Origin of the sequence: Collinsella sp. AF11-11 (assembly GCF_003465485.1) — a bacterium.
Taxonomy (GTDB): domain Bacteria; phylum Actinomycetota; class Coriobacteriia; order Coriobacteriales; family Coriobacteriaceae; genus Collinsella.
Genome location: NZ_QSAS01000009.1, coordinates 1 through 18,847, shown reverse-complemented (window position 1 = coordinate 18,847; position 18,847 = coordinate 1). Strand labels below are relative to the sequence as shown.

Here is an 18,847-nt window from a genome sequence, read left to right as displayed (position 1 = left end):
CTTGCAACCCGGCGCATCGCCGTCGGAACAGAAGAAACCCCCGCGCTCCCCCTTGCTTCGCAAAGGTCGCGCGGGGGTTTCTTCTGTTCCGACGGCTCGCTCTGCCGCGGCCGCGCTTTTGTCTGGTGGGATTTCGCTGAAACGAAGTCTCGCCTTCGGCGGGCGTGGTAGCCTTTGTCGTTGATTAAACTTTTATGTGTAACGGAAGGACAAATATGGCAGCCGCACAGCCGCTTAAGATTCGCATGGTTGCCGGGCTTGGCAACCCGGGCGAGGAATATGCCGAAACCCGCCACAACGCCGGCTTTAAGGCGATCGACGAGTTGGCCCGTCAGGCCGGCGTCACGTACTGGAAAAACCAGGCCGGCGCCGAGGTCGCGCTCATCAACATCAACGATCCCGAGGAAGAGGGCGGTAAGCGCCAGATCGTGCTGGTCAAGCCGCAGTCGTATATGAATACCTCGGGTGGCCCCATCTCCAAGCTCTGCCGCGAGTACAAGATCAAGGCCGAGGAGCTGCTCGTGATTCACGACGAGCTCGACATTCCCGCCGGTGACGTGCGCGTCAAGGTGGGCGGAGGCCATGCCGGTCACAACGGTCTGCGCTCCATCATCGACAAGATGGGCAGCCGCGACTTTAGCCGTATCCGCACCGGCATCGGCAACCCTCCCGGCAAGATGGCCGTGGCAGACTATGTGCTCAAACAGCTGCGCGCCCGCGAGGCCGATGACTTCCAGGACACCTGCGCCCGCGCCGCCGACGCCGCCGGCCTGGCCATCGTGCACGGCGTGATCTATGCCCGCGACCACGTCAACGGCGCCGCCTCCGCCAACGGCAAGCACTAAAACCTACCGTTTAGGGATGTTAATTTTGGCAGGTTTTATCTGCGGAAACGCCGCGGTGGCCGCATCGCAATAAACCCCGCGCTGCCATACACGCATAACACCCCAAAGGGGGCCGGCCTCATCACAACCCGAGGCCGGCCCCCTTTGCCGTTTTGCCTGATAAAACCGACCAAAATAAACCTATCCCTATTTGGTAGGTCGAAGTGGATAAACCCTTTTCCCAACCGCCGAAGACACACGTAAACAGCATGTCCATGAGGGTATAATTTGCACCGTATGTCTGCACAACGCCTGTGCGCGTACGGTTTTATTCGGGCTACCGTCCATTTCCGTGGAGGCACGGTTCGGCAGCCCTAACAAGAGAGGGGTTCTATGTATAAGATCCTGGAGAAGACGCAGTTCTCGGAGAAGGTGTTCAAGTTCCGCATTGAGGCGCCTGCAATCGCCAAGCATGCGCACGCTGGACAGTTCCTCATGGTCCGCGCCAACGAGACGGGCGAGCGCGTCCCGTTTACCCTGGCCGGCTGGAACGGTGACGAGGGCTGGGTCGAGTTCATCTTCATGGTGATCGGCAAGACCACCGAGATGCTGTCCACCTACGAGGCCGGCGAGTCGCTGCGCGACGTCGTGGGCCCGTTGGGCGTTCCCACCGAGATGGCCGAGGGCCCCTGCGCCGTCATTGGCGGCGGCGTCGGCCTGGCAATTGCCTTCCCGGTCGCCAAGCACCTGGTCGAGACCGGCCACGAGGTGCACGCCATCATGGGCGCCCGCACCAAGGACCTCCTGCTCATGGAGGACCAGTTCCGCGAGCTCCTCGACGAGGACCACATCCACATCACCACCGACGACGGCTCCTACGGCGAGCAGGGCGTTGTCACCGCTCCGCTGGAGCGCCTGCTGCAGGACAAGGCCGTGAGCCAGGTCTTCTGCGTCGGCCCCGTTCCGATGATGAAGTTCTCGACCCTCACCGCCCAGAAGTACGACACCCCCATCACCGCGTCACTCAACCCCATCATGGTTGACGGCACCGGCATGTGCGGCTGCTGCCGCGTCGAGGTGGGCGGCGTGACCAAGTTCGCTTGCGTCGACGGCCCCGACTTCGATGCCACCCTGGTCGACTGGGATGACCTTCGTGCCCGCCAGGCCGCTTACCGTTCCGAAGAGGGCGCGTCCCTCAAGGCCTATGAGGAAAAGAGCTGCGCATGCCACTAGTTAACGGTCGTTTCGTTGCCGATATGAAGTCGCCCCGCACCCCCGATAACGAGGAGCCGGCTGCCGAGCGCGCCTGTGACTTCCGCCCCGTCGACAAGGGCTTCACCGAGGAGATGGCGCTGGCCGAGGCCGAGCGCTGCCTCAACTGCAAGAAGCCGTTCTGTGTTGAGGGCTGCCCCGTCAACATCAACATCCCCCGCTTTATCGAGCAGATCCGCGAGAAGGACTTCGGCGGCGCCCTCGATACCATCCGCGAGGACTCCATGCTTCCCGCCATCTGCGGCCGCGTCTGCCCGCAGGAGAACCAGTGCGAGGGCAAGTGCATCCGTGGCAAGAAGTCCGAGCCCGTGGCCATCGGCCAGCTCGAGCGCTTCCTGGGTGACCGCCCCGAGCTCGCCTCCACGCCCAAGATGGCCCCCAAGAACGGCAAGAAGGTCGCTGTCGTCGGCTCCGGCCCGTCCGGCATCACCTGCGCCGGCGAGCTCGCCCGTAACGGCTTTGACGTCACCGTCTTCGAGGCCTTCTTCACCGGCGGCGGCGTGCTGGTCTACGGCATCCCCGAGTTCCGTCTGCCCAAGGCAGTCGTCAAGCGCGAGATTGACGGCCTGGAGGACATGGGCGTCAAGTTTGAGTACAACTCCGTCGTGGGTAACATGGCCACGGCCGAGGAGCTGTTCGAGCAGGGCTTCGACGCCATCTACGTGGCGACCGGCGCTGGCCTGCCCAAGTTCCTCAACGTCCCCGGCGAGAACCTGCCCAACGTCTTCTTCGCGAACGAGTACCTCACCCGCGTGAACCTGATGAAGGCCAACAAGTTCCCCGAGTACGACACCCCCACCAAGCACGGCAAGAACGTCGTCGTCTTTGGCGGCGGCAACGTGGCCATGGACGCCGTCCGTACCGCCAAGCGCCTGGGCGCCGAGCACGCCATCATCGCCTACCGTCGTACCGAGGACGAGATGCCCTGCCGTCGCGCCGAGCTGCACCATGCTAAGGCCGAGGGCGTCGAGGTTCTGCCGCTCGTCTCCCCGCTCGAGTTTGTCGCTGGCGAGGACGGCTCCGTGTGCGCCGTCAAGGTCCAGAAGATGGAGCTCGGCGAGCCCGACGAGTCCGGCCGCCGTCGCCCGGTGCCCATCGAGGGCGCCATCGAGGAGATCCCCTGCGACGTCGCGATCTCGGCTATCGGCACCAACGCCAACCCCTTCGCTGCCAAGATCGGCGGCAAGATGGAGCTCAACAAGTGGGGCTACATCGTCGCCGACGAGGAGACCGGCCAGACCACCGATCCCCGCATCTGGGCCGGCGGCGACATCGTCACCGGTGCCGCTACGGTCATTCTGGCGATGGGCGCCGGCAAGAAGGCCGCCGCTTCCATCACCAAGAGCCTGCTGGGCGAGTAATCACCTGCAGTGCTAGCCATCAAACGGCAAAGTCCCCGTCGAGCACACGCCCGGCGGGGACTTTTTTATGCCGGCCGCCCCAACCACCACAAAGGGGACAGGCACCTTTGTGGTGGTTGGGGGCCTGACCGACTAGTTTGTCTCGATCTGTAACACCTGGAGCCCGTTGAGCATCGTAGTTGTTACAGATCGAGATATTGCGCCAGCCGCCTCCGCTTTATCTCGATCTGTAACAGTTAGAGGCCAAATTCCTCGCTACATGTTACAGATCGAGACGTTAGGTTGGCGGCTGAACAGTTCGTCTCAATCTGTAACAGTTAGAGCCTTTTTCGCTGGCTTGGTGTTACAGATCGAGATTTTGCAAAAGCCGAGGATAGGCACTGCCGCCAAGGCCTTTCCCTCGGCCTAAAACAAACCACCACAAAGGTGCCTTTGTGGTGGTTTTGATTGGCTAGGCTTCGAGCTGGGCGACTTTGTAGCGGTAGGCAGCGGCGATAACGCCTTTGCAGCCTTCGCGCCCCAGCTTGGCGCGGTTGACGACGATATCCTTACCGCTCGTCATCTTCCACTTTCCGGCGCTATAGCGCTTATAGAACGCCTCGCGTGCCTTCTGTTGCTGCTTGACCAGCTTGGCGCCTTTCTTTTTATTAAGGCCACGCTTCTTGCGGACAATCTCGACGCGGTCCTCAAAGGGGGCGGTCACCAGCACGGCAATATGGTTGGGATTATTGCGCAGCAGATAATCGGACAGACGACCCTCGATAATGCAGCTCTCGGTCTCGCCCAGGTCCAAGATCACCTGGCTCATCTTTTGGAACAACTTATCCGAGTACGAACGCGCATCGTAGCGGTCGGGCAGAAACGCCATGTTCTCCACAGCCAGACGCTCGTCGTAGGCGGCCATCTTATCGAGCGACTCGCCCGTGCGCAGCGACGCACGCACCAGCAGCTCGTTGTCATACAGCGGAATCCCCAACTCGTCGGCAAGCATGCGACCAATCTCGTGGCCCTCGGCGCCAAAGTCGCGCGCGATGGTAATGACCACAGGATTCTTCTTATTCTCCAGATCGCTCATCGCGATTCCTTTCTAACAAATGAGAAAAGGGCTGTTTATCTCTTATTCCCACGATACCGTACCTGGGTTTTCCTGGTGCCCAAGATTGGCCTGAAAGAGGAGCGACGCGTACTTTGGTACGCGAGCGACGGTTTGAAGGCCAAGGTTGGGTGCCAGGGAAAGCCAGGCTATGCGGCTACGATGCGGCGTTGGTAAGCTCGAACCAGCAGCGAGATACCAAAGTTGAGCACAAAGTACATCGCAAACACCAGGCCGTAGAGCATAAGCACCTGCGACAGGTCGATTGCGTGGGCCATCACGACGTTTGCCGTGTACATGAGCTCGGCCACGTTAATACCCGAAAGATACGAGCTGTCCTTGATGACGGTCGTGCACTGGCTAAACAGCGCCGGAATGATCGTCTTAAACGTCTGCGGCAGAATGATGTAGCGCATGGTGGCAAAGAAGCCAAAACCCTGGCTCTGCGCTGCCTCAAACTGGCCGCGCGGAATCGAGTTGAGACCGCCGCGCACAATCTCGGCCATAACGGCGCTGGTAAACAGCGTAAAGGCGATGGTCGAAATCACAATGTCCAAACCCTGCACCGTAAAGTAGATAAACAGAATCCACAGCAGGTTCGGCGTGCAACGGAACAGCTCGATATAGGCGCTCACCAAAATACGGAACGGGCGGGGCGCATAGCTTTTAACAAGCGCCAGCACCGTGCCAAAGATGAGCGAGAAAAAGATCGACAGCGCCGAGATCTCGATTGTCTTAACAAAGCCGCCCCAAATGTAGAGCAGGTTCGTTGCGTTGAAGATTTCCATGCGCTAGGCCTCCTCTACGTTGTCGAGCCCCAGCTCGGCCAGGCTCACGCCGCGCGGACGCTCCTTGGAGCGGCGCTCGAGCCACTGCACCAGCATGGCGAGCGGAAAGCAGATGATGAAGTACATAAGGCAGCAGACGATATATCCCTGCAGGTAACCGTACAGACTCACAAAGTTGTCGGAACGGTACATAAGGTCGCCGCCGGCCACAAGCGCCAGCACCGACGTGTTCTTGACCAGGTTGAGCGCCTGGTTACACAGCGGCGGCAGAATGATCTTGAACGTCTGGGGCAGCACGATGTACCAGTACGCCTGCGCTCGGGTGAAGCCCTGGCTCTGGGCCGCCTCCATCTGACCGCGCGGAACCGCCTCGATACCAGTGCGGATGACCTCCGAAATGTAGGCCGCGTGATACAGGCCCACACCCAAGAAGCCCAGCGCGAACGGCGCGATGCGCACCGGCTGGTCGGCACCGGTTATGGCCTGCAAAAACTGCGGACCGGCCATGTACATAAAGAGCACCTGCACGGGCAACGGGGTGTTCTGGTAAAACTCCACGTACACGCGGCTTATGGCGCGCAGCACGCGCGAGCGAGTGGTAGAGAACACACCCAGCAGTGTGCCCAGCACCAGCGACAGCAGCAGACCGGCAACGACCACCTGTAGCGTCACGCCAAAGCCCTCCCAGAAGGGCCCCATGTTTTGAAATGTCGTCGACCAACGGTCGGCGTCAAATAATCCTTCGAGCATTTGATTCCTTCCTTGGACGATACGCCTATACAAGACCCCAGGTCTTGACCTCTTGGTCGAGCCAGCCATCGGCCAGGCGATCGCAAATCACCTGATCGACCACGGCCGAAAGGTCGCAGCCCTTCTTGGTCGCCACGCCGTAGCCCTGCTCGCCAAACTTGACCTCGGGCTGCAGCAGCTCAACGGTCTCGTTCATGTAGCCGGCCAGCGTGGAGCGGTCCATGGCAAAGACGTCGATATTGCCGGCGTCGAGCGAACTCTTGATGATGGGGTAGCCGCTAAAGGCCCTAAACTCGGGCTTGCAGCTAAAGCCGTTGTCCTTGATCATCTGCTCGATCAGGCCCTGCGTGGTGGCACCCTGGCTCACGCCAATGACCTTGCCGTCCAAGTCCTCAATCGAGGTAAAGCCCGAACGCTTCTTGACCATGAGTCCCACGTAGTCGGTGCGGTACGGCGTCGAGAAATCCCAGCTCTTCTTGCGCTCGTCGGTGATGGTGTAGGTCGCCGCGACCACGTCGAGTTGGCCGTTATCGATCAGCGGGCCGCGCGTCTTGGGCGTTACGTCGGTAAACTCGACAAGCTCCTGGGCGCGGGCCTCCTTGTAGCTCACGCCAAAGACGGCAGCGGCGATCTGGTAGCACAAATCGACTTCCATGCCCTCAAAGCGGCCCTTGGCGGTGTCGTAATAGCCATAGCCGGGAACGTCCTTCTTGACGCCGGCATTCAGATGTCCACGCGACTTAATGGCCGCAAGCTTGGACCCCTTGTCGGAGCCCTCGCCGCTGGTGGAGTTGCCGCAACCGGTAAGCGCGGTCCCCGTCAGCGCAAGCATGCCGGCACCCGCCAGCTGCAAAAAGTGACGGCGCGACACGGCCGCCCTCGTCATATCCGTCATGTCCATCACCGCGCCTAGTGCAGAATCTTGGACAGGAACTCGCGGCAGCGCGGGTTCTCGGGGTTATCGAAGAAGTGCTCGGGCGTGCCCTCCTCCAGAATGCGGCCGTCCTCCATAAAGATGACGCGGTCGGCCACCTGGCGCGCAAAGCCCATCTCGTGCGTCACGCAGATCATGGTGATGTCCTCCTGCGCGAGCTCAATCATAACGTCCAGAACCTCCTGGACCATCTCGGGGTCGAGCGCCGAAGTCGGCTCGTCAAACAGGATGATGGGCTGCTTGGTGCACAGGGCGCGGGCGATGGCGATGCGCTGCTGCTGACCACCCGAGAGATTCTGCGGATACTCGCCGGCCTTATGCGCCATGCCGACGCGCTTGAGTGCGGCGATGGCGATCTCGGTCGCCTCCTCCTTGCTCTTCTTTTGCAGCTTGATGGGCGCGAGCGTCAGGTTGCCGAGCACCGTCATGTTGGGATACAGGTTGAACTGCTGAAACACCATGGAACTATACTTGCGAGCCATCTCCAGGTGGTTCTTTTTGGTAAGCGGCGTACCGTCGATGATGACCTCGCCCGACGTGGGCTCCTCCAGATAATCGACGCAACGGATGAGCGTCGACTTACCCGAGCCGGAAGGCCCGATCATTACGAGCTTCTCGCCGCGCTTGACGGTGAGGTTGATATCTTTGAGCACATGCAGGTCGCCAAAGTACTTGTTGAGATGCTTGATCTCGATCATGTCTGCCATGAATGTCCCTTCCCTGCGTTTACACGAGTTGAACTATTGTACGGAAAGAACCACGTTTCCGCAGCCCACACTACATTCCCGTAAAGAACCCGCAATCTTCCACCCACTCGTTGGCACTCATTGGGGACAGACTTAAATGAGTACCCCCCCGTGGGTACTCATTTAAGTCTGTCCCCAATGAGTGCCGAAAATAATACAACCGCCCTTGTTGAGCATAAGTCAGCGAAAACCCGTACACGCGAGCAAGGTGACGTGAAATGAAAGGGCGCAGACCTTATGGTCGCGCCCTTGAAATTGAACGTCAGATTGCCGTGTGTACGGGTTTGCAGCGTCGAGCCGTTACGCGGTTTGGTAAAACCGCGTAACAAATTACGCGAGTTTGGCGCCGACGATCTTTGCCGCCGCAGGCTTGTCGAAGTTGCCACCGGTGGCCTTACCCAGAGCGCCCATGACCTGGCCCATCTGCTTCTTGGACGTGGCACCCAGCTCGGCGATAACTTGCTCAATCAGAGCCTCGAGCTCCTCGCCCGAAACCTGCGCGGGCAGCAGGCTCTCCAGAATCTTGACCTGCTCGGTCAGGTTGTCGGTACGCTCCTGGTCGGTGCCGGCCTTGATGGACATCTCCAGCGTCTCGCTCGTCTGCTTAATCAGACGCTTGATCATGCTGTTGACGTCTTCCTCGGTCACATCGCGACGCTCGTTGACCTCGATGTTCTTCACTTCGGCCTTAACCTGGCGAATGATAGACAGGCGAACCTTGTCCTTGGCCTTCATGGCCGCAATCATTTCCTTCTGCAGCTCTTCGTTGGTCATCTGCAAATCCTCCTCAATAGTGCGGGCGGCACTCACACGAGCGCCGCCCCATGATTACTCAGTCGTCGACGAATTGTCGGTCGAACTCTTGGTGACGCCCTTCAGGCTGACGTTGTACGGCACGTCCTTGGGCATGGGGTTAACGGTGATGTCGGCGTCCTTCTTGTACTGCTCCAGCCACTCGCTGTACGCAGTGCTCTCTGCCTGCGTCTTCACCACGTTGGAGACATACTTCTTGATGTCCTTGGGCACCTGTTTAATGTCATCGACCTGGCTATCGACATGGAAGTAGTCGGTGCACTTGATGATGTGGTAACCATACGTCGACTCGACGACGTCGCTCACGTCGCCCTTGTTAAGGCCTTCGAGCGCCGCCTGATAGCTGTCGACGAAGGTGGTGAGCTTGTCCCAGCCCACGTCGCCCTTCTTCTCCTTGGAACCGGTATCGTCGGAATACTGCTTCACGGCGTCTTCGAAGCTCAGCTCGCCGGAGTTAATCTTGTCCAGGCACTCCTGCGCCTTGGCCTTGGCGGCAGCCTTGTCCTCGTCGGATGCGTCGGAATCGACCTTGATCAGGATGTTCGACGAGCGGCGGGCATCGTTGTACTTCGACAGGTTCTCGTTGATGTAATCGACGATCTCGCTGTCCTTGGGCTTGCTGGTGGGCGCCACGGCTTCCTTGAGCTTTTGCTGCGCCAGGCTCTCCTTGAGCGAGCTCTTATAGGTGTCCTCGGTGTAGCCGTAGGTCTTAAGGGTCTTCTTAAAGGTCTTGGCGCCGCCCGCGCTCTTGCACGCGTCCTTCCAAGCCTTCTCGACCTCCTCATCCGACACCGTCACGCCGTTTTCCTTCTGCGCCTGCTGAAGCAGAATCTGCTGCGTGTAGGAATCGATGAGCTGCTTGCGGTACTTCTTGGGCGTGAGGTCGTTGTCGACCAGGTACTGTGCCCAGTCCTTGTCCTTGGTGTAGCCATAGGACGTGCGCATGCTCATGATCTGCTTGGTCACGGTGTCCTCGGTGAGGTTGGTGCCGTTGATAGTGGCAGCCACACCGCCGGTAAGCTTGTAGCCCGAGGTATCCTCTGCCTGCGACATGAGACCGGAGCATGCCATGGCCGAGACGGAAAGCAGCATCGCCAGCACGCCGATGACCACCAGAACGATCTTGACGGTCTTAGACACGTACGTCTTGCGCTGCTTCTTACGAGAGCTCGACGCGGCGCGGGCCTGCTGCTCGGGCGTCGGTGCGGCCTCGGAGTTCTTTTTCTTGTTTGCCATGTTTGGCCTTTCGCATCACGAATCGAACAAACGCCATTGTGTCACAACGCAGCCCCCGAGACACACCTGGTGCATGGGAGACGGGTTAATCTGCACCATTTTGGTGCAAAGGGGACAGGTCTGGCAGTTGGCAGTTAGGGACGTTCCTTTTCTGCCGACAGTTAGGGACAGCCCCCAAGTGCCGGCCTTAAAAGTGGCGGCGGATGGCGTCGACCATGCCCTGCGGCGTGGTCTGGCCGAGTACATCGGCTGCGGCGTCGGCATCCATAAAGATATTCATAAGCGCTTGCAGGGCCTCGACCTGGCCGCCCGGCTCGGCAATGCCCAGGTTGATGACGATCTGCGCCGGCACCGGAGCGCCCATGCCAGCCATAGCGTTAAATGTCACGGGCGCGGCGGGCTTCACCACCGCGATATAGGGCTTAGCCACAAACCCCGGATCGGTATGCGGGATGGCAATGTTGGCCGCCGGCATGGCAAGCCCTGTGGGATACGCATCCTCGCGCGTGCGGACGGCGTCGAGCCAACCGGTGCCAATGTAGCCGCGTGGAGCAAGTTCGCCTTCGAGTCGCGCAAACACCTCATCAGGCGTCGCACACTCCCAATCAAAAAACACCAGCTCAGGCGTAAACAGCGCTTCGTTATCCGCCATATCGTCCTCCAAAGTTGCATGAGGGCCACAATGCTCAATATGATAGCGAAACGGAGTATGCAAGGTTAGCCGAGGATCCCGATGAGCTCGAGTGCGCGCGCGGGCGTCAAGCATACCTCGGGCATCGCCTCCAACATGCGTCGGTCGCTCGTGATTACGTAGTCGACATCCGCCGTATCGCCCGATGCAATGATGAGATTGTCCTCAAGGTCCGGCATACGCTTGCCAAGCATACGCGCCATCTCGCATTCCGCCAACGAAAGCGGAGAAGCCGTTGCCACCTGCATCATATGCTCGATACAGGCCCATGCAGCCGGACCGAACGGAGCGTTAACCCCATTCACATTCCGCTGAGCTAGACGCCGCGGCACAATGTAGAACAGGTCCTTTGCCGTCGTTGGCGCGTACAGAAGGTCAATCTTTCCCGCCTCGGCCAACTCAATCAATCTTTTCGCCTCGTCGAACGCTCCCTCTTGCAGGTAATAATCGAGCCAAACGTTTGTGTCTACCAAGAGTCGTTTTGCCGCAATCATCGGCAATTCGCCTCTATGCCAGCGATCATCGCATCGTACATGTCGTCGCGTACGGCACCCCAGTTGTCTGCCGATGATTCAGCTGGCGCAAAATCCGCCGCGCTCAACCCCAATGAGAAAAAAGCCAGCCCGCATCCCTGCTCGGCCAGACTCTCCGCACGGGGTGCCTCGCACCTATCCTCCACCATAAATCCTGGCAACGTCTGATGCTCGACAAGGTAGGTCCAAAGCGCACGAATAGCGTCACTCGGCCCCAGCCCATTGCGAGTCAGGACCGCATCGCCGCCAGCCTTGAGCATAGGGTCGATTCGCGTGTTGAGCTGCACTGTTGCTGTTGCCATGGCGACTCCTCTCTGCTTGCTAGCAGTATAGCAAACTTGAGAGGCCACACAAAAAGAGCCCCGCCCGCGTACGGACGGAGCCCTATCAACTTTTTTCGATCGCTTGCGTCCCAAAGAGCGCTCAGCGAACTCTCTTACACGCGACTAGCGTGCCGCATCAACTGCCACCTTGCCGTTCTCCAGCACGTGGATGCGACCGTCGGCGAGCATTTGCACGACCTCGGGATACAGCACGTGCTCAATCGCGTGGATATGCTCCTCGAGCGTGTCGACGTCCCAGCCTTCCTCGACAGCCAGCGCACGCTGGGCGATGATGGGGCCGTTGTCGTAAATCTCGTTGGCAAAGTGCACGGTCACGCCGGTCACCTTGACGCCACGCGCAAACGCATCGTCAATCGCATGGGCACCGGTAAAGCTCGGCAGCAGCGCCGGATGCAGGTTGACCACGCGATTGGGGAACGCCGCCAGCAGCGGCGTGTGCACCATGCGCATATAGCCGGCCATCACCACGTACTCGCAGCCACGTTCGAGCAGCTCATGCGCGATGATCTCGTCAGCCGCGATGGGGTCGGCATAGACATCCTTGGACAGCGTGAGCGTCTGGATGCCCGCACGCTCGGCGCGCTGTAGGCCCTTGGCCGAAGGACGGCTCGACACCACGAGCTCAATCGAGGCGTTGAGCTTGCCGGCGGCGATTAGGTCGATCAGCGCCTGCAGGTTGGTACCCGAGCCGCTGATAAGCACGCCAATCTTAAGCGGCTCGGCCGTATCGGTGCCGGTCGGACGGGTGTAGGGCACAAAGCCCAGGCCCTCGGCAGCAGCCATCTGCTCGTTAGCGCTCATCGGAGTACACGACCTTACCGGAACCCTCGACGCACTCGCCCACGCGGAACGGCTTCTCGCCCAGCGCGACCAGTGCCTCGGTCACGGCGGCCTCGTCCTCGGGGGCGACGATCAGGCACAGGCCGACGCCCATGTTGAAGGTCTTGCATGCCTCGTTGGGCGCGAGCTCGGCCTGACGCGACACGTAAGTAATAACGGGCGGAACGTCCCAACCCATCTCGGCGCCGTTGCGGGTGACCACGGCGTCAACGTCGTCGGCGAGCGCGCGGTTGAGGTTCTCGGTAATACCGCCGCCGGTGATGTGGGCGATAGCATGCACGTTGGCGCCGCCGCGCAGCAGCTCAAGAATCGGCTTCACATAAATGCGCGTGGGAGCCAGCAGGGCGTCAGCCAGCGAAGCGCCGCCGAGCTCCTCGAGCGGACGGCTCAGCTCCTCGGCCTTAGCGGCGGCCTCGGGCGTGCCCGGCTTGATGCCGTCGACGCCGATGACCTTGCGCACGAGCGAGTAGCCGTTGGAGTGCACGCCGGTGGAAGGCAGGCCCAGGATCACATCGCCCGGGCGAACGTTCGCGGGGTCGAGCATCTTGGGACGATCGACGACGCCCACGGTAAAGCCGGCGAGGTCGTAGTCGGCCGGAGCCATAACGCCCGGGTGCTCGGCCATCTCGCCGCCCACGAGCGCGCAGCCCGCGAGCTTGCAGCCGTCGGCCACGCCCTTGATGATCTTTGCCATGTGCTCGGCCTCGATGTGACCGATGGCAACGTAGTCCAGGAAGAACAGCGGCTCGGCGCCCGAAGCCAGAATATCGTTGACGCACATAGCGACCAGGTCCTGGCCCACCGTCTCGTGACGGTCCATGATCTGGGCGAGCACGAGCTTGGTGCCCACGCCGTCGGTACCGCTGATCAGGATCGGGTCTTCCATATCCTTAAGCGCGGCGGCCGAGAACAGGCCACCAAAGCCACCGATGCCGCCGATAACCTCGGGGCGATTGGTGTCCTTGACCATTTGCTTAATCGCGTCGACGGCGCGGCCGCCCTCGGCGGTATCGACGCCGGCGTCCTCGTACGTCACATGCTTGCTGTCGCTCATCTGAGCCTTCCTCTCCCACTACCGTCGCGCCGCGCGGGCGCCAAACGGTGCTCATAATTGCGTTCATTTCGGCGTGTGCCATAACAGCACCCGCCGTCATATCAACAAAACAGCAGGTAAAACCTACCAAAATATACCTGTCCCCATATGGCAGGTTTTAGGCCTCGCCGTGCTCCTCTTCCCAGCTGCGGTCGTCGTATTTCTCGACCACGGCGTCGTCGTCAAAGTACAGCGGCTTGTCCAGGTTGCGGGGCTTAAAGCCCTCCATAAACTTGTCGCGGCCAAAGCTCTCGGGAATCGCCACGGGATAGCGGCCGGTAAAGCACGCGTCGCAGTAGCCGCCCTTGGGCATGACCTTAAGCAGGCCCTCGACCGAAAGGAAGGCCAACGAATCGGCGCCGATATACTCGCAAATCTCGTCGACCGTCTTGTTGGCGCTGATAAGCTGCGACTGCACGTCGGTATCGATACCGTAGAAGCACGGCCAAATGACCTCGGGCGAGTTGATGCGGATGTGAATCTCCTTGGCGCCGGCGTTGCGCAGCATCTTGACGAGCTGCACCATGGTGGTGCCGCGCACGATGGAGTCGTCGATGACGACCAGGCGCTTGCCCTCGATGTTGTCGCGCAGCGGGTTGAGTTTCATACGCACGCCCATGGCACGCAACTCCTGCGTAGGCTCGATAAACGTACGGCCCACGTAGCGGTTCTTGATAAGGCCCTCGCCAAAGGGAATACCGCTCTCGTGCGAATACCCCTCCGCGGGCGGCAGGCCGGAGTCGGGCACGCCGATGACCAGGTCGGCCTCGACAGGCTCCTCATGTGCCAGCTGACGACCCATGTCGTAACGGCAGGCATAGACGCTCTTGCCGTTCATGATGGAGTCGGGGCGGGCAAAGTAGACCTGCTCAAAGATGCAGTTGGCGGGCTCTTCGGCCGCAGGCACGCCCTGCTCGGATACCAGACCCTCGGCGCTGATGCGCAAGATCTCGCCGGGACGGACGTCACGGACATACTCGGCACCCACGATGTCGAGTGCGCAGGTCTCGGAAGCAACGACCCAGCCGCCGGCGCGCGTGACACGGACGGCGGAGTCAACCGTCGCGGCGCCGTCCTGCGACGGCAGCTGCGAAACGGATGCGGCATCGGCCTGGTCCAGGCCCTCGTCCACCAGCTTGCCCAACACCAGTGGGCGAATGCCATGCGGATCGCGGAAGGCGTAGAGCGCCTGCTCGTTGATGAGCGTCATGGCATAACCGCCACGCACGAGCTCCATGGTCTTGCGAATGCCCTCGCGCAGGTGACCCGTACGCTGGGTAAAGTAGCCGATGAGCTTGGTCGCGACCTCGGAATCCGAATTGGAGAGGAACGGCACGCCCAGCTCGATCAGCTGGCGACGCAGCTCGTCGGTGTTGACGAGGGTACCGTTGTGCGCGAGCGCGATAATGACGCTATTGATGGTAGAGAGGTGCGGCTGAGAGGCTTCCCAGCTCTTGGCGCCGGCGGTGCCGTAGCGCACATGACCCACGGCCAGCTGACCGGAGAGCGTCGACAGGTCGGCGTTGGAGAACACGCGGTCGAGCAGGCCCAGATCCTTGCGGACCATAACCGTACCGCCGTCACCCACGGCGATTCCCGCCGATTCTTGGCCACGGTGCTGCAGTGCACGCAGGCCAAAGTACGTCAGTCGAGCCACGTCGCGATCGGGCGCCCAGACACCAAAAACGCCGCATTCCTCATGCAGCTGGTCGGAGTCCGGATCATACGTCGACATGGCGTTCACCTGTCCCGCGGCACGCTCGGCCGCGCGGATGGTTTCTTGAGACATGGCATCCCCTCAGAGCCTCGTATTTTGGCGTTACCCGCCTTATTATACGCACGGTGCGACGCGCTCCCCAGCGCATGAGCAGCGCTTTTTAAAAGCCCACCGAGCTAATAATCCGTTTTGCGGCCAAACATTTTATCGGTCTGTCCAGCGCAAGCGCCCGCGCCCCCAGATGGCCGCCGCGTCCGCCGTTGGGGATTACAAAGTTGCAATTGGGACGTTCGTCCTGTCTTTTGGCAGGTCGGCGGCGTATCCTTATAACCGACAACAAAGCGAGAAAGGTTCTGTATGGATCGAAACGAACTCGACCCCAGCGTCCCCAGCGCCACGGAGGTCAAGAAGATCCCGCTCATCATTAAGGTGTACGCCGTCCTGTGCATCCTATCCGGCGTGGGCACACTCCCGTCGGTCGCTGCCTTTATGTGGCAGGTCATCACGGCACTTGTTAACGGCAACGCCACCGAAAAGCTCGGCGACAACACGCTCGTCGCAGTCGGCCTTATCGTCGCCGGCATCATGCTCTCTGCGGCAAGTGCCGTCATCCTAATCATCTTTGGCCTGGACCTTATCAAAAACCAGCGCCGCAACGCCGCCCGCCTGTCCTACATCCTTATTGCATTCACCGTCGTCGAGCTTTTGGTCGACGTGATGCTCCAGGGCATCGGGCCCTTCCTGCTGCGTCCCGCGATCCAGCTCGGCATCCTCGTCGCACTTTCGGCAACCGTCGACCCCACGCTTCGTCAGGAGCGCGAACTGCAGCGCCGCCTGCAGGAGATGCTCGACCGCGATGCCGCCGCCGAGGGCATGCTCGGGCGCGATGAAACCGGCGAAGGCTACATCAAGCTCAACTACTTCAACCTGTTCTGGGTATTCTTTGTCTGCTGCGTGCTCGGCCTGATCGCCGAGGACATCTGGCACATGACGGTCGACGACCCGGGCGTCTACCAGAACCGCGCCGGCATGCTGTTTGGTCCCTTCAGTCCCATCTACGGATTTGGCGCCGTGCTCATGACCATGGTGCTTAACCGCTTCTACAAAAAGAACCCCATCATCATTTTCCTGGTGAGCGCCCTGCTCGGCGCCAGCTTTGAGGTGTTCGTGGGCTGGTTTATGCAGACCGCGTTTGGCGTGGTCTCGTGGAGCTACTCGCACATAACGCTGTTCGGTTTGCCCGATCCGCTCGTGGTCCTCACGGGCGGACGCACCTGCACGGGCTTCGCCTGCCTGTGGGGCCTGGGCGGCCTCATCTGGATCAAGCTGCTGCTGCCGAGGCTGCTTAAGCTTATCAACAAGATCCCCTGGAAGAGCCGCTACTCGGCCACCGTCATCTTTACCGTTATCATGCTGGTCGACGGCGTCATGACGCTGCAGTCGCTCGACTACTGGTACCAGCGCGTTAACGGCACGGAGCCGGACATTCCCGTCGCACAGTTCTACGGAGAGCACTTCGATAACGAGTACATGGAAAACCGCTTCCAGAGCATGACCATGAGCCCCAAGGATGCGACGCGCGTGTAGCGCTCACCGCGCCCAAAACGCAAAATGCCCGCCGGTATCACACGTACCGGTGGGCATTTTTATAAACGATACTTCTATCGACGCAAGCCTCTACGCCTCGCGCTCGACCTCACTCACGCATTCGTTCTTGATGGTGCCAACGAGCGCCTGCAGTGCATCGACCACGTGTGGGCGAATGTCCCCGCCGATAAGCACGAGCATGATGTCGTCACCTACGGCAAGCTCGCCGCTTGCCAGCCACACGCGCACATAGCCGATACCCGGCATCGCACGCGTCGCCTCGATAGCAGCCTGCACCTTCTGAGCATCGAAGCCAAACACCATGCCGCCCACCTTATGCCCAGGCGCCACGCCATCGGCCTCGACTCCGCGCACCTCAGTCTTGGGCGTCGCGCGCACCACACCGTTATGCGTCAGATACATCCCACAGCCTGCCGCCGAAGCATCGGCCTTGGCCTCGCGCAGCCAAGCATCAATCGAAGGCATCAATTTGCCACTCTCGAGCATCATTTCTCCCTTACCGTCGTCGAGTAGCCAATTTGGGACGGGGCCTTTTTAGCTACTCTCGAACAACTTATTCCTCGACCGGCGTGAGCACCATGACGGCGCGTGTGTTGCTCAGCGACAGCGAACGACAGGTCACAAGCGTTACAACCTTAGTTGCCGAAGCGGCACGATCGGTGGCATCACTCGCCACGGCAGAAGCGCCGTCGAGCATCTCGGACAGGTAGTTCTTGAGTCCGTCGTCGCCCTCAAAATTGGTCGTGCGCGCCTTGGCATACGTGTCCTCGACCACCTTGGTCGCCAGCGGACGCAACTTATACGTCGCATCGCGCGTGATGTAGTACACATATTCAATGCTATCGAACGTTGCCTGGTCAGTCGTATCCGAAATCACGTTGAACATCGACCCATCGTTCATATGGTGGCCGTAGATCGTGGTCTGCTGGTCGACCATTCCCGGCGCGGTGTCATCGCTATCCAAGAAGATGGCACCCGAGGCGTTAGACGTGCCATCGAACAGCGTGTTGAGGTATTTGGAGTTGTTGTTGGTCTGCACCACGGGATAGTTGATGTTGGTTCCCGGCACGTAAATCCAACCCACAATCTCGGGGTTCGTCTGAGCAAGCGCATCAAAGTCGATAATCGGCACGCCGCTGGCGTCCTTATCGCTTACATATTGCTTCTCGATTTTCTGATACGAATCGCTCGCCTGCTTATAGCCAATCTGGGCATTAATAAAAATAGCGGCGGCGGCGACAATCAGACCGATACCGATGATGATGAGCAGAATGGGAATAATGGAGTGGCGCTTTTTGCGCGGCGGCTCGGTGCGATCCGACGGCGCGGCATGCGATGAAGACCGGGGCGGCTTCTTAGCGGAGCTATAAGACGAAGGACGATATGCGGCCGGCGCGTCCTGTCGACGATGCGTCGCCGGTGTCACGGGGCGCGGCGCGCGCGGCTGCTGAGGAGAGGATGTCCGACCCTGCTGTGCCGCACGGGCAGCACCCGGCTTCGACGGATCGGGAATCTGAGAAGCCTTGAATCGTTTTCCCTGATAATCGGACATGGCTCTCCTTATACTGCGGTGAAACGGCGGAACGCTTAGGCGTCAGCCATCTCCTGCTTCATCTTCTCGATAACCTTGCGGTACTCGGGGTCGCAAGCACCCAGAATCTGTGTGGCATAGATGGCGGCGTTCTTGGCACCGTTGATGGCAACGCAGGCCACGGGCACGCCCGAAGGCATCTGCACCATCGACAGCAGCGAATCCATACCGCCCAGGTCACTCGTCTTCATAGGCACGCCGATAACCGGCAGCGGCGTAAAGGCAGCCACGACACCACCCAAGTGAGCGGCCTTGCCGGCGGCGGCGATAATCACTTTGATACCGCGATCGGCGGCAGTCGAAGCCCAGTCGTGGACCTTCGCCGGCGTGCGGTGCGCGCTCGCAATGACGAGCTCATAGGGCACACCCAGTGCCTCGAGCTCGGCGGTGCAGCCTTCCATAACGCCCAGATCGGACTTGGAACCCATGATGATCCCGACAACCGGCTTCTGATCTGCCATAAACATAGACCTCCTGTTGAGAGCGGTGACGCAGCGAATCCGCGACCCTTAACTACTGAGAGTAGTATAGCTGCTCCCGTCCCTGCGGTCTTTGTGGTGGCGGCTGAGCCTTTCCCTCGGGAACTGGGCTTCGCGAAGTTTCCCGAGGGAAA

At 60.4% G+C, this 18,847-nt stretch carries 20 protein-coding genes; 4 read left to right on the top strand and 16 right to left on the bottom strand.

The genetic code is table 11. From position 1 onward, the window contains the following. The first annotated feature begins 215 nt into the window (after window positions 1-215). From pth to gltA, 3 genes are all read left to right on the top strand, one after another. Window positions 216-845: an aminoacyl-tRNA hydrolase gene (gene pth / locus DWV58_RS06645; RefSeq protein WP_187364989.1), complete on the top strand. Its 630-nt coding sequence runs from the start codon at window positions 216-218 to the stop codon at window positions 843-845. A gap of 372 nt (window positions 846-1,217) precedes the next feature. Beyond that, window positions 1,218-2,057 (top strand): sulfide/dihydroorotate dehydrogenase-like FAD/NAD-binding protein, encoded by an 840-nt coding sequence (locus DWV58_RS06640; protein WP_117647773.1) that lies wholly within the window; start codon window positions 1,218-1,220, stop codon window positions 2,055-2,057. Beyond that, a complete protein-coding gene (gene gltA, locus DWV58_RS06635; RefSeq protein WP_117647774.1) occupies window positions 2,048-3,457 on the top strand; it encodes an NADPH-dependent glutamate synthase in 1,410 nt (469 codons plus the stop codon). The genes DWV58_RS06640 and gltA overlap by 10 nt, the downstream gene beginning before the upstream one ends. 451 nt (window positions 3,458-3,908) lie before the next feature. On the opposite strand, the gene DWV58_RS06630 is transcribed toward gltA, so the two are convergent. From DWV58_RS06630 to DWV58_RS06570, 13 genes are all read right to left on the bottom strand, one after another. Next, window positions 3,909-4,532: an AAA family ATPase gene (locus DWV58_RS06630; RefSeq protein ID WP_117776595.1), complete on the bottom strand. Its 624-nt coding sequence runs from the start codon at window positions 4,530-4,532 to the stop codon at window positions 3,909-3,911. A gap of 167 nt (window positions 4,533-4,699) precedes the next feature. Then, complete coding sequence (locus DWV58_RS06625; protein ID WP_055285379.1) at window positions 4,700-5,338, bottom strand: amino acid ABC transporter permease; 639 nt, start codon at window positions 5,336-5,338, stop codon at window positions 4,700-4,702. 3 nt (window positions 5,339-5,341) lie between these two features. Beyond that, window positions 5,342-6,088, bottom strand: coding sequence for an amino acid ABC transporter permease (locus tag DWV58_RS06620; protein ID WP_117776594.1), 747 nt, complete (start codon window positions 6,086-6,088; stop codon window positions 5,342-5,344). A gap of 25 nt (window positions 6,089-6,113) precedes the next feature. Then, window positions 6,114-6,983, bottom strand: coding sequence for a transporter substrate-binding domain-containing protein (locus DWV58_RS06615; RefSeq protein ID WP_233540533.1), 870 nt, complete (start codon window positions 6,981-6,983; stop codon window positions 6,114-6,116). A gap of 14 nt (window positions 6,984-6,997) precedes the next feature. Continuing rightward, complete coding sequence (locus DWV58_RS06610; protein WP_055251548.1) at window positions 6,998-7,729, bottom strand: amino acid ABC transporter ATP-binding protein; 732 nt, start codon at window positions 7,727-7,729, stop codon at window positions 6,998-7,000. Between the two features lie 369 nt (window positions 7,730-8,098). Beyond that, window positions 8,099-8,542, bottom strand: a complete 444-nt coding sequence (locus DWV58_RS06605) for a GatB/YqeY domain-containing protein (protein ID WP_006235801.1) — start codon at window positions 8,540-8,542, stop codon at window positions 8,099-8,101. Between the two features lie 54 nt (window positions 8,543-8,596). After that, window positions 8,597-9,817 carry a peptidylprolyl isomerase gene (locus DWV58_RS06600; RefSeq protein ID WP_117776592.1) on the bottom strand — a complete coding sequence of 407 codons (1,221 nt, stop codon included), beginning with the start codon at window positions 9,815-9,817 and terminating at the stop codon, window positions 8,597-8,599. 187 nt (window positions 9,818-10,004) lie between these two features. Next, on the bottom strand, window positions 10,005-10,469 hold the full coding sequence (locus DWV58_RS06595) for a PTS sugar transporter subunit IIA (protein ID WP_117776591.1): 465 nt from the start codon (window positions 10,467-10,469) through the stop codon (window positions 10,005-10,007). Window positions 10,470-10,534: 65 nt separating this feature from the next. Beyond that, complete coding sequence (locus DWV58_RS06590; protein ID WP_199574312.1) at window positions 10,535-11,002, bottom strand: PIN domain-containing protein; 468 nt, start codon at window positions 11,000-11,002, stop codon at window positions 10,535-10,537. Continuing rightward, window positions 10,999-11,343 carry a type II toxin-antitoxin system RelB/DinJ family antitoxin gene (locus DWV58_RS06585; protein ID WP_117776588.1) on the bottom strand — a complete coding sequence of 115 codons (345 nt, stop codon included), beginning with the start codon at window positions 11,341-11,343 and terminating at the stop codon, window positions 10,999-11,001. The genes DWV58_RS06590 and DWV58_RS06585 overlap by 4 nt, the downstream gene beginning before the upstream one ends. A 144-nt stretch (window positions 11,344-11,487) precedes the next feature. After that, window positions 11,488-12,186 carry a phosphoribosylglycinamide formyltransferase gene (purN, locus tag DWV58_RS06580; RefSeq protein WP_117776587.1) on the bottom strand — a complete coding sequence of 233 codons (699 nt, stop codon included), beginning with the start codon at window positions 12,184-12,186 and terminating at the stop codon, window positions 11,488-11,490. Next, window positions 12,176-13,279 carry a phosphoribosylformylglycinamidine cyclo-ligase gene (gene purM, locus DWV58_RS06575; protein WP_055251557.1) on the bottom strand — a complete coding sequence of 368 codons (1,104 nt, stop codon included), beginning with the start codon at window positions 13,277-13,279 and terminating at the stop codon, window positions 12,176-12,178. The genes purN and purM overlap by 11 nt, the downstream gene beginning before the upstream one ends. 157 nt (window positions 13,280-13,436) lie before the next feature. Beyond that, window positions 13,437-15,107, bottom strand: a complete 1,671-nt coding sequence (locus tag DWV58_RS06570) for an amidophosphoribosyltransferase (protein ID WP_117776585.1) — start codon at window positions 15,105-15,107, stop codon at window positions 13,437-13,439. Window positions 15,108-15,392: 285 nt separating this feature from the next. On the opposite strand from DWV58_RS06570, the gene DWV58_RS06565 reads away from it, so the two are divergent. Continuing rightward, window positions 15,393-16,622: a putative ABC transporter permease gene (locus tag DWV58_RS06565; protein ID WP_117776583.1), complete on the top strand. Its 1,230-nt coding sequence runs from the start codon at window positions 15,393-15,395 to the stop codon at window positions 16,620-16,622. Between the two features lie 90 nt (window positions 16,623-16,712). Here DWV58_RS06565 and DWV58_RS06560 read toward each other — a convergent pair whose 3' ends face one another. The 3 genes from DWV58_RS06560 to purE all read right to left on the bottom strand — a co-directional run bounded on the left by DWV58_RS06560 (window position 16,713) and on the right by purE (window position 18,695). Next, window positions 16,713-17,132: a molybdenum cofactor biosynthesis protein MoaE gene (locus DWV58_RS06560; RefSeq protein WP_233540532.1), complete on the bottom strand. Its 420-nt coding sequence runs from the start codon at window positions 17,130-17,132 to the stop codon at window positions 16,713-16,715. A gap of 64 nt (window positions 17,133-17,196) precedes the next feature. After that, complete coding sequence (locus DWV58_RS06555; protein ID WP_117646156.1) at window positions 17,197-18,195, bottom strand: class B sortase; 999 nt, start codon at window positions 18,193-18,195, stop codon at window positions 17,197-17,199. 35 nt (window positions 18,196-18,230) lie between these two features. Next, window positions 18,231-18,695 carry a 5-(carboxyamino)imidazole ribonucleotide mutase gene (gene purE / locus DWV58_RS06550; protein WP_117776632.1) on the bottom strand — a complete coding sequence of 155 codons (465 nt, stop codon included), beginning with the start codon at window positions 18,693-18,695 and terminating at the stop codon, window positions 18,231-18,233. Between the last annotated feature and the right edge of the window lie 152 nt (window positions 18,696-18,847).

Bases quoted from the DNA above. Each gene is read 5' to 3' on its own strand.
- purM (WP_055251557.1), bottom strand. From the start codon at position 13,279: ATGAGCGACAGCAAGCATGTGACGTACGAGGACGCCGGCGTCGATACC.
- DWV58_RS06615 (WP_233540533.1), bottom strand. From the start codon at position 6,983: ATGACGGATATGACGAGGGCGGCCGTGTCGCGCCGTCACTTTTTGCAG.
- DWV58_RS06565 (WP_117776583.1), top strand. From the start codon at position 15,393: ATGGATCGAAACGAACTCGACCCCAGCGTCCCCAGCGCCACGGAGGTC.
- DWV58_RS06590 (WP_199574312.1), bottom strand. From the start codon at position 11,002: ATGATTGCGGCAAAACGACTCTTGGTAGACACAAACGTTTGGCTCGAT.
- purE (WP_117776632.1), bottom strand. From the start codon at position 18,695: ATGGCAGATCAGAAGCCGGTTGTCGGGATCATCATGGGTTCCAAGTCC.
- DWV58_RS06605 (WP_006235801.1), bottom strand. From the start codon at position 8,542: ATGACCAACGAAGAGCTGCAGAAGGAAATGATTGCGGCCATGAAGGCC.
- DWV58_RS06585 (WP_117776588.1), bottom strand. From the start codon at position 11,343: ATGGCAACAGCAACAGTGCAGCTCAACACGCGAATCGACCCTATGCTC.
- pth (WP_187364989.1), top strand. From the start codon at position 216: ATGGCAGCCGCACAGCCGCTTAAGATTCGCATGGTTGCCGGGCTTGGC.
- DWV58_RS06640 (WP_117647773.1), top strand. From the start codon at position 1,218: ATGTATAAGATCCTGGAGAAGACGCAGTTCTCGGAGAAGGTGTTCAAG.
- DWV58_RS06630 (WP_117776595.1), bottom strand. From the start codon at position 4,532: ATGAGCGATCTGGAGAATAAGAAGAATCCTGTGGTCATTACCATCGCG.
- DWV58_RS06625 (WP_055285379.1), bottom strand. From the start codon at position 5,338: ATGGAAATCTTCAACGCAACGAACCTGCTCTACATTTGGGGCGGCTTT.
- DWV58_RS06560 (WP_233540532.1), bottom strand. From the start codon at position 17,132: ATGATGCTCGAGAGTGGCAAATTGATGCCTTCGATTGATGCTTGGCTG.
- DWV58_RS06595 (WP_117776591.1), bottom strand. From the start codon at position 10,469: ATGGCGGATAACGAAGCGCTGTTTACGCCTGAGCTGGTGTTTTTTGAT.
- DWV58_RS06620 (WP_117776594.1), bottom strand. From the start codon at position 6,088: ATGCTCGAAGGATTATTTGACGCCGACCGTTGGTCGACGACATTTCAA.
- DWV58_RS06610 (WP_055251548.1), bottom strand. From the start codon at position 7,729: ATGGCAGACATGATCGAGATCAAGCATCTCAACAAGTACTTTGGCGAC.
- gltA (WP_117647774.1), top strand. From the start codon at position 2,048: ATGCCACTAGTTAACGGTCGTTTCGTTGCCGATATGAAGTCGCCCCGC.
- DWV58_RS06555 (WP_117646156.1), bottom strand. From the start codon at position 18,195: ATGTCCGATTATCAGGGAAAACGATTCAAGGCTTCTCAGATTCCCGAT.
- purN (WP_117776587.1), bottom strand. From the start codon at position 12,186: ATGAGCGCTAACGAGCAGATGGCTGCTGCCGAGGGCCTGGGCTTTGTG.
- DWV58_RS06570 (WP_117776585.1), bottom strand. From the start codon at position 15,107: ATGTCTCAAGAAACCATCCGCGCGGCCGAGCGTGCCGCGGGACAGGTG.
- DWV58_RS06600 (WP_117776592.1), bottom strand. From the start codon at position 9,817: ATGGCAAACAAGAAAAAGAACTCCGAGGCCGCACCGACGCCCGAGCAG.